General features: G+C 40.5%; 11 protein-coding genes. All 11 read left to right on the forward strand.

Annotated elements, in window-relative coordinates; genetic code table 11:
- Nucleotides 1-221: 221 nt before the first annotated feature.
- The 11 genes from ROSEINA2194_RS01040 to ROSEINA2194_RS01085 all read left to right on the forward strand — a co-directional run bounded on the left by ROSEINA2194_RS01040 (nt 222) and on the right by ROSEINA2194_RS01085 (nt 9793).
- Nucleotides 222-1133, forward strand: coding sequence for a DUF975 family protein (locus tag ROSEINA2194_RS01040; RefSeq protein WP_021923157.1), 912 nt, complete (start codon nt 222-224; stop codon nt 1131-1133).
- Nucleotides 1134-1147: 14 nt separating this feature from the next.
- Complete coding sequence (locus ROSEINA2194_RS01045) at nt 1148-1831, forward strand: response regulator transcription factor (protein ID WP_007882347.1); 684 nt, start codon at nt 1148-1150, stop codon at nt 1829-1831.
- Nucleotides 1832-3064 carry a sensor histidine kinase gene (locus tag ROSEINA2194_RS01050; RefSeq protein WP_007882348.1) on the forward strand — a complete coding sequence of 411 codons (1233 nt, stop codon included), beginning with the start codon at nt 1832-1834 and terminating at the stop codon, nt 3062-3064.
- A gap of 104 nt (nt 3065-3168) precedes the next feature.
- Nucleotides 3169-3921 (forward strand): DUF3878 family protein, encoded by a 753-nt coding sequence (locus ROSEINA2194_RS01055; RefSeq protein WP_049887965.1) that lies wholly within the window; start codon nt 3169-3171, stop codon nt 3919-3921.
- Nucleotides 3922-3994: 73 nt separating this feature from the next.
- The gene (locus tag ROSEINA2194_RS20790) at nt 3995-4141 is read left to right on the forward strand and encodes a hypothetical protein (protein ID WP_007882351.1); all 147 of its coding nucleotides are present in this window, start codon (nt 3995-3997) and stop codon (nt 4139-4141) included.
- Between the two features lie 27 nt (nt 4142-4168).
- Nucleotides 4169-5401, forward strand: coding sequence for an MYG1 family protein (locus tag ROSEINA2194_RS01060; RefSeq protein WP_007882352.1), 1233 nt, complete (start codon nt 4169-4171; stop codon nt 5399-5401).
- Nucleotides 5402-5465: 64 nt separating this feature from the next.
- Nucleotides 5466-6782, forward strand: a complete 1317-nt coding sequence (locus ROSEINA2194_RS01065; RefSeq protein WP_044926778.1) for an MATE family efflux transporter — start codon at nt 5466-5468, stop codon at nt 6780-6782.
- A 15-nt stretch (nt 6783-6797) separates the two neighbouring features.
- Complete coding sequence (locus ROSEINA2194_RS01070; RefSeq protein WP_007882354.1) at nt 6798-7553, forward strand: zinc ribbon domain-containing protein; 756 nt, start codon at nt 6798-6800, stop codon at nt 7551-7553.
- A 5-nt stretch (nt 7554-7558) separates the two neighbouring features.
- The gene (locus ROSEINA2194_RS01075) at nt 7559-8317 is read left to right on the forward strand and encodes a zinc ribbon domain-containing protein (protein WP_007882355.1); all 759 of its coding nucleotides are present in this window, start codon (nt 7559-7561) and stop codon (nt 8315-8317) included.
- Entirely contained in the window at nt 8304-8822 is a 519-nt protein-coding gene (locus tag ROSEINA2194_RS01080) for a hypothetical protein (protein ID WP_007882356.1), read from the forward strand. The genes ROSEINA2194_RS01075 and ROSEINA2194_RS01080 overlap by 14 nt, the downstream gene beginning before the upstream one ends.
- A gap of 50 nt (nt 8823-8872) precedes the next feature.
- The gene (locus ROSEINA2194_RS01085) at nt 8873-9793 is read left to right on the forward strand and encodes a DUF7916 family protein (protein WP_044926780.1); all 921 of its coding nucleotides are present in this window, start codon (nt 8873-8875) and stop codon (nt 9791-9793) included.
- Nucleotides 9794-9836 lie beyond the last annotated feature (43 nt).

Raw genomic sequence — 9836 nt, forward strand, 5'->3', positions numbered from 1 at the left:
GCTAAATAGTCTTAAATTCTTGAAAAATCAAGGGTTTAAGGCTATTTTTGTATATGCAGATTTTATGAATCCTTTTTAATGCGGAAAATTCCATAAGATGGTATAATAAAAAAGATAAATTACTGGAAACAATGAATTAAGGTAACCTTAAGGTTATTCGAGTTGGAAAGTAAGATTTACGTGTTAAGATGGCATCATCAAAGATAAGAGGAGGAAAAAATATGTGGACGAGAGCGGAATTAAAAGACAGAGCAAAGTTTGCATTTAAAAGAAACTATTGGAGAAGTGTGCTGATCAGTTTACTGCTGGCGCTTTTGATAGGAGGCGGCAGTGGCGCAGGAAGTGCAGGTTCGGCTATGTCATCAGCTTTAGGAAGTGACGGAAGTGATATTACCTCGGACTCCTATGATGATTTTTATGATGACGCAGATGACATCTGGTATGGGATGAATGATGTCTATGACAATACAGATCATACAGCACTTCTTTTTGCAGGAGTCATTTTTGTTGTGATCTTTATGATTGTATTTGTGATCATTATGACTGTTACAATTCTTTTGGATGCATTTATTTTTAATCCATTGGAAGTGGGATGTAAACGTTTCTATTTAAGAAACCTCAATGAGGCAGCTTTAGTGGGAAATGCCGGATACGCATTTGATAACAATTATAAAAATATTGCAAAGACAATGTTTTTCCGTGATCTGTATACTGTTTTGTGGTCAATGCTTTTTATTATTCCTGGCATTGTAAAGTCATATGAATACCAGATGATCCCATATCTGCTGGCAGACAATCCACAGATGACAAAAGAGGAGGCATTTGCAGAGAGTAAGAGAATGATGCAGGGACAGAAATGGAATGCATTTGTTTTGGATTTATCATTCATTGGATGGGATATTTTATCTGGAATGACAATGGGAATCCTGGGAATCTTTTATGTGCAGCCATACAAAGATGGAACACATGCCGCATTATATGAAGCTTTAAGATACAGAACTCCGTATCAGCAGATTCAGAATCCGGCACCTTACCAGCAGAATACTGCAATGAATCAGCAGACAACAGAGATGCCGAATAGATTTGAAAATCAGAATATCGATCAGCCGTTTGAGGACAGAACGGATTATTAGGAGAACAACTACGGATGGATTACAAAATCTTGATCGCAGATGATGAGCCGGAGATCAGAAATCTTCTCCGGCTTTATCTGGAAAATGAAAACTATCATGTAATAGAAGCGGAGGACGGACAGCGGGCGCTCGATTTATTGCGGGCAGAGCAGCCGGCATTATGTATTTTGGATATTATGATGCCGAAGATAGACGGCTATCATGTATTGCAGCAGATTCGCAAAGAGAGTAATATTCCAGTGATCATTTTGTCAGCGAAGGACGCAGATTCGGAAAAAATCCTGGGATTAAATCTGGGAGCAGACGATTATCTGGCAAAACCGTTCAATCCTTTAGAGGCAGTTGCCAGAGTGAATTCTAACATTAGGCGTTTTTATTCTCTTGGAACAAAAGTGGTTCAGGAGGGAAATTTAGCTGTTCGGGATCTGGTATTGAATCAGGACGCGTGTACTCTGAAAAAAGGAGACAAAATCATACAGCTGACCTCTGTGGAATATCGCATCATGGAACTGTTAATGAAGCATCCGGGCAAAGTCTTTACAAAACAGCAGATTTATGAACATGGATGGGGGGAAGATTATATTGTGGCAGACAATAACATTATGGTCTGCATCAGTAAGCTGCGGGCAAAACTGGATGATAATCCTTCCGCTTATATTCAGACAATCCGTGGTCTGGGATATCGCTTGGAGAAGTAAATGAAGAAACAGAATGATTTACAGTGGTTTTTGATCAAAAAATTTATTGAAATACTAGCAGTTGTTGGAGTTGTGGAATATCTGTTGACTTTTCTGGTCAACAGATTTGTGCTGCCTAACGTACTGCTATATTTTTTTCCGGGCGTGGAAGAAAATCCGCTTTTGCTCGGCTCCGGCGTGATCTTCTTCCTGTCTGCAGTTTTAATGTTACTGATCTTAGGAGCATTGAATGCAATGTTTCCATCACCGCTTCATGAGATGGTACAGGCGGCTTTGGAACAAATGCAAAAAAATTTCATGCATACCGTTTCCGCTGGAAAAACTAATTTTTCCTTTTATGAATTAAACAGAGGGCAGGCAATTCTGCTTTTTCTGGTTGCTTTTGTAGTAGTGTTGGTAATTTTAACCCCGTATGTGTTAGGGGCAGTTTGTTTTGCAAAAATAACGATTAAAGAGTTTCGTCAGATCCAGAGAGAGAGGGAGGAGGAACAGAAAGAGTTTGACCGTAAAAGAAATCTGATGCTATCAGACATTGCACATGATCTCAGAACGCCGATGACCACGGTTAACGGTTATGCAAAAGCACTGGCAGACGGAATGGTGGTGGAGCCGGAGAAACAGTTGGAGTATTTGCAGGCAATACAGAATAAGTCGGCAAGGATGAACGATCTGATCCATTTATTATTTGAGTATGTAAAATTAGACAGTGAAGGTTTTTCACTGGACAGAAAAGAAACAGATCTGAGTGAACTGTTACGTGAAAATGCTGCACTCATTTATGCAGACTTTGAAGATGCAGGGATGGAATTCGAGATTGATATTCCGGAAGAAGTGGTTTCGGTATCCGTTGATTCAATCCAGTTTTCCAGAGTGATCACGAATCTTTTGAATAATGCAATGAAGCACAATGAGAGTGGTACGCATATAAAGATTGGCATGTACCGGAAAAATGGATACATTTATATTCTTGTAGCAGATAGTGGCAGGAGAATTCCGGGCGAGCTTGCGGAACATTTATTTGAACCATTTACAAAAGGAGATGTATCCAGAAAAAGTGGAAGTGGAAGCGGACTAGGACTTTCGATTGCAAAAAAAATCATTGAAATGCATGGATTTCAAATGGATTTTATACAACAGCTGGACGAGAAAAAAATTCCGCAGATTGCAGGCTATACAAAAGAATTTGTCATCCAGATCGCGGACGACAGCTACGACTCATCCCTCACGGCATGACGAAAAGCGCAGGGCAATAAAAAGAAAGCTGCGCATATAGACAAGCCGGAGGGATTTTTATATAATGAATAAAAAGTATTGCAACAGGAAAAAGGAGACTCTCATTGGATACATTTGAGATGTTAAAAAGGCTGTTAAGCCAGAATGAATTTGAACTTTTGCTGCCGGATCAGACAGGAGCAAAAGAAAAGAACACGGATAAAACAGATATTCGTCTGGTATATCAGATGAATGACACGATAGAAAGCTTTCTTGTTTTTAAGGAAGCAAGAATGACAGGTACATACAAAGAAGATTATGAAGGGGCTATTGAGGCCTCTTTTTATCGCGATGGGGATGATTACGCACTTGTTGTCCGACAGGAAGAGGAGGATTGTGTTGTCACTATCCTTTTTAAAACGCTGGAGCTGGAAACAAATCTGTATAATTATGGTGATATTGCGCATTTTTGGAGAAAAGGTTATGAAAATCTGCGGCAACTGGAATTTCGTATTGCGGTATTATGGGATAAATATGAGTATCTTGGTGAGGCTGTCTGCAATGAGGAAGAACGAAAACTCGTGCAGTTAGCCTATTTTCCACCTCTGAATTATACCTGTTATCCGGCGGTTTCAAAGCAGTACATTGTGCCGCGAGACAATCCATGGATACCGTCGGATGGTGCATTTTCCTTGATGAAAGAGATGGCAGAGCAGGTGGGTGACAGAAAAATTGAAAAATGGATACATTTTTATGAAAGGTATCCATATCCTGTTGTTGCAAGGTGTCTTGCAGTTTTATTACATCGGAATGCGCATGCAAAAGTAGTGGATCTGATCACAGAGAGGTTAAAAAAAAGCGACATCCGTTTATCCTAATCGATCTTTTGGCGAAAAAGAGGATGAAAATATCGGGAAACTTTTAGGGCGGGCAGAAAAACGGAAAGAAGAATTGGAGCGTGCGGGAATCCATGCGGAGGTACTGCACGAAGAGCCGTTTACGACCGCAAAGGATACGCTGGATTTTCATGTGTATGTCATGCAATTGAAAAAAGGCGTAATAAACAGAAAAGTTTTGATCGAGGAAATTTCAGAATAATCACAGAAAAGAAAGAAGAATTTTGCAATGAACGAATTAATGGAGCAGATTAAGAAAAAAGATGCCAGGGCATTTACGCATGGAGGAAAATTTCATGCGGATGATGTGTTTTCGGCAGCACTTTTATTTTATATAAATCCGGAAATTACGATTTTACGTGGAAATCGTGTGCCGGATGATTTCGATGGAATTGTGTTTGATATTGGAAGAGGTGCGTATGACCATCATCAGAGGGACAGCAGAGTCCGGGAAAACGGTGTGCCATACGCTGCGTTTGGATTGTTGTGGGAGGCAGTCGGTGCAGAGATCCTTGGGGAAGAGCTGGCAGAGGAGTTTGACGAGGCTTTTGTGCAGCCGCTGGATCATAATGATAACACGGGGGAGAAAAATGAGCTTGCAAACCTGATTGGCAATTTCAATCCGACCTGGGATGCACAGGGTGGAAATGATGAGGCATTTTTTCAGGCAGTAAGCGTTGCAGGCATGATCCTTGAAAACAAATTTGAGCGTTATCGCGGAAATGAGCGGGCAGACAGGCGCGTGGAGGAGATTTTAGAAGAACACCGGCAGGCGGTTACATCTGGTAAAAGGGACAGCGAAGATGCAAAGATTCTGATTTTACCGGAGTTTGTGCCGTGTCAGAAGCGGTTGTCGGAGACGGAGATTGCATTTGTCATATTCCCATCCAATCGTGGTGGATACTGTATACAACCACAGAAGAAGGAATATTCCATGAATTACAAATGCAGTTTTCCGGCAGAGTGGCTTGGTCTTGAAAATGAAGAATTGGAACAGGTTACCGGATTACAGAGTGCAGGATTTTGTCATAAGGGAGGATTTCTTATGACGGTGGGAATGTTAGAGGACGCGGTGAAAGCCTGCCGTATCAGCATGGAGTTATATCATGAAAATCCGACAATCGTAAATCTCGGCGGGGATTCCTGTATAGATCCGCTGTTAAAGCAGCTTCCGGGAATGCAGGAGGCAACGGTGATACATATGGATTTTATGCAGCTCCCAGAGCTTACAGTGGATGGAATTTACGGTGAAGCAGCGATGGACAAGCAGCAGTGGAAAAACGAAGTCAAAGAGAATCTGAAACGGATTTTAAAACAGAAGCCGGAGGCAGTATATGTGGAAGGAAATGTGTTTGAGACATATCCAATCGTACATCAGCTGCGGAAAAAACATATTCCAGTATTGACAATGATGGAAAAAGATGGACAGAAATTAATCATTCAAATTCCTTCCGGGTCTTAAGTTACAGGAAGATAAAAAGTAGAGAGGAGCAATTTTTTTGAAAAGTAATAAATACGAAATTGATATGTGCAACGGTTCCATAATGGATAAACTGGTTTCGTTTGCACTGCCATTGATGCTGTCTGGCATTTTACAGTTAATGTTCAATGCAGTGGACATTATTGTTGTGGGAAGATTCAGTGGAAGTGAAGCGCTTGCAGCAGTCGGTTCCACAACGGCACTGATCAATGTTTTTACCAATCTTTTTATTGGAATCTCACTTGGGGCAAACGTGCTTGCAGCAAGATTTTTTGCTGCCGGACGCAAGGAGGAAATGTCAGAGACCGTACATACCTCCATCACGCTTGCGCTAATCAGCGGAATTCTCATGGCGTTTGTTGGGCTTGTTTTTTCCAAAGGGGCATTGGAATTAATGGGAACACCGGAAGATGTGATCGGACTGTCGACGCTTTATATGCGGATTTACTTTATGGGAATGCCGTTTTTTATGCTGTATAATTATGGTGCGGCGATTCTCCGTGCAGTGGGTGACACAAAAAGACCATTGTATTTTCTGATCATCGCAGGAGTGATCAACGCAGGCTTAAATATGGTATTAGTGATTGTATTTGGACTTGGAGTTGCGGGAGTTGGAATCGCCACCGTGTTTTCCCAGATGGTTTCCTGTGTGCTGGTTTTGACCTGTCTTTGCAGAACAGAGGGAAGTTATAAACTTTCTTTTTCAAAACTTTCTATGAAAGGCTATTACCTGAAACAGATTTTTCAGGTGGGAATTCCGGCAGGCATACAGAGTACCGTCATCAATTTTTCTAATGCATTACTACAATCGTCAGTTAATTCTTTCGGTTCAACCGCGATGGCAGGTTACACGGCAGCAAACAATATTCTGGGATTTTTGTATGTTTCCATCAATTCTGTGACACAGGCATGTATGAGTTTTACAAGTCAGAATTTTGGTGTTGGAAAGTATAAACGAATGGACCGCGTACTGATCGACTGTATGATTTTATCGGTGGGAGCAGCACTTGTTTTAGGATGCGGGGCGTATTTTTTCGGAGCGGAAATATTACAGATTTATACAGAGGAAGCAGACGTGATCCAATGTGGTGTTGAGATTTTATCCATCACGACAGTTCCATATTTTCTGTGCGGTATTATGGATCTTTTTCCGGGTGCACTGCGTGGAATGGGATATTCCGCAGTGCCAATGGTATTGTCTATTATCGGAACTGTCGGAATGCGTGTTCTGTGGATTTTTGCATTTTTTCCACAGCACAGATCACTGTATTTTCTGTTTATTTCCTATCCGGCATCGTGGATTGCAACAATCGTAATGCAGGTGGTATGTTACTATTTTGTAAGAAAGCATTGTTATAAATAGGGGGAAAACGAACCAATGATAATCTGTAAAAACTGTGGGGCGGAATATGATGATGAGCAGGACCGCTGCCCTTATTGTGGTGGGGATAACTTTGGCAAATCTGTCCAGGTGCATGAGGACATGATGAATGAGCTGGAACGTGAAAAAAAACGGTGGAAGGAAATGCCGGAAAAAGTGGCTGGCAAAGGAATGTCGTGGACAGCAAAGCTTGGGATAGCAGCAGTGATAATGGTTGCAGTGATCTGTATCATTGTATTTATTGTTTCCAGTATTTCCCATAAAGTATCTTATCGGGTAGAACAGAAGAATCTGGAAAAATTAGAAAGCCTGTATCAGAGCGGAGATTATGAGGGAATCTGTGAATATCTGAAAACAGTGGAATATACCTATCAGTCTTATTTTGATAAATATACAGAGATTGCGGGAATGCAGCGTTATTTGAATTATCTGAATGACGAGGATGATTCTTATCTGCAATGGATCGTAGAGAATGATAAGGCAGATGCATTGAGCAACATCAGTTACATCGTTAGTATATTAAATGAATGTCAGGAGGCAGCGGACGCATATTACAAGTATGAGGAAGAGGATGCTGTGGCATATTACAAAGAATATTGTTATGATTATATGAAGGAACACTACGAGATATCTGAGGATGAGATAAAGTCCTGCATAGATAAAGCCGGTGGGTTGACTTACGATGATAAAGATCAGATTACAGAAGCGTTACAGAAACTTGCAATCAGCCGATTAAAAGACAAAATGGAGTAAAGTATATGAAATGTTCAAAGTGTGGATATGATTATCCAGCCAGAGAGACAAAATGTCCTTATTGTGGAGAGCCAAATAAACTTGGTATGGAATGGGAAAAGGAGGAAGACGAAACAAGAAAAGAAACACTTCTTACCAAAGCAAAAGTGTTACATTCCATGCCGCTTTATGTTGCTAATAAAATTATGAATATCATTCTTTTGCTGGCAGTTGTACTTCTTGTTGTTTTATTTCTTGTCTTTTTCATTTTAGGCTATGTGGATGAAAAGCATACAGAACATCAGAAAAGATCAGCATCGGTAGAAGCAGCAGAAGAAATTTTCAAGACGGGAGATAATGCAGCGTTGGATGCGTATCTGCATGAGTATGAAGTTTATGCAGAGGACGGGTATGAAAAGTATACAGAACGTGTAGATATCTATGATAGATACAGCCATTTTATAGAAGATGTGATGGATTTAAGGGAGAAGTCTGACTGGGAAAGTGACAAAACGCCAAGGGCATATGAAGTGGAAGATATCCTATACTATGCGCATGAAATTTTGCTTCAGGATGATTATCGTATCAGTGAAATTGAATTTCAGGAAAACCAGAAATATTTCAGTGAAATCCAGCAGAATACGATTGCAACATTAATGGGGACTTTGGAAATGACAGAGGAAGAAGTGAATGAATTTGTAAAGTGCGATCGATATTATGATGAGGAGGAAACTTTTGTAAAAATAATTTTTGAGAGAAAGGGGTGGGAATATGAAGAAAATTAATATCACCTTTTCTTTTCGGGATGAAACTGGAGATTACAGCGTAAAAGTGTTCCCTTTTGTTATAAAATGCATAGTGTCAGTGATCGTGGTATTTAATTTTATAGTAATTGCAATGGCATTACCAGGAGAAATCAGTGATCATGTGAAATATTCGGGAAAGGAATATTATAAATCAAGGTGTGAGGAAAAGTATATTGACAGGGAGTTTGACAGTCTGCATGACTATTTAAATCTGTATCATCTGCAGGGAGAAGATTACGGGATTTATTGGGAGATGGTAAACGGTTATGAGGATTATACCATATATATGAATTATAAATCCATGGAAGAGCAGGAAAATATATCTTTTTCTTATATGGGAAAGTATGATCAGCCGCAGGAGATTTCCTTTATAACATCGCAGAAAATAGAAGAGTATCGCAATAAAGTGTTAGAAAATGCAGAGAATGTGAAATATGAGAGAAATAAAAGATATTTCACAGAGTTTGCACAGAAGGCACAGTGAAAATTTTAAAGCAGAGACATTTTGCATCAGGCAGAAAAGAGGAAAAAGGAATGGGAAAAAGATATATTGACTGTTCAGCCAGAGAACTGGCTGCCTATCATAAAAAAGAATTATTACAGTCCATTGCGGACAGCGAAGGAAGAGTGCTTGCAGCAGAGACGATCGGTACAGTGACACCAATGCTCGTAAATATTACAAATGCAGAATTTGTAACTTCTCTTGGTGCGGATATTATCATGCTGAATATTTTTGACGTGGATCATCCTGTGATCAATGGATTACCGGAAGTTGCCCCGGAAGATACTATACATGAGGTCAAACGTCTGACCGGAAGGATGGTTGCAATTAATTTAGAACCGGCGGCAGTCCGCAATGATGGAGAAAAATCGGTGTGGAGTCTTACAGAAGGACGGCGCGCAACCGTGGAAAATGCAAAAAAAGCAGCGGACATGGGCGTTGACATGATCGTTCTTACCGGAAATCCGGGTGTTGGCGTTGATAACAAGGCAATTACAAAGGCATTAGCTGATTTAAACGAGGCAGTCGGCGACAGAGTGATCCTGACAGCAGGAAAAATGCATGCATCCGGCATTCTCTCAGAAGCAGGAGAAAAAATACTGACAAAAGAAGATGCTGAGACATTTATTGAAGCAGGGGCAGATGTTCTTTTACTTCCGGCACCTGGTACTGTTCCGGGATTTACCATGGAGCATGCAGCTGAATTGATCAAAACCGCACATGAAAAAGGTGTACTTGCGATGACTACAATTGGAACTTCCCAGGAGGGAGCGGACGAAGCAACAATCCGTCAGATTGCATTGATGTGTAAAATGGCAGGTGCAGACATCCATCATATAGGAGATAGTGGGTACATGGGAATGGCACTGCCGGAAAATATTACGGCATACAGCGTTGCAATCCGTGGAAAAAGGCATACTTACCGCAGAATGGCGATGTCACTTGTAAGATAAAAATAGAATGGTGATTTTCGACAAAAAGAAATGTAATTTTTTG

It is taken from the genome of Roseburia inulinivorans DSM 16841 (assembly GCF_000174195.1).
Taxonomy (GTDB): Bacteria; Bacillota; Clostridia; order Lachnospirales; family Lachnospiraceae; genus Roseburia; species Roseburia inulinivorans.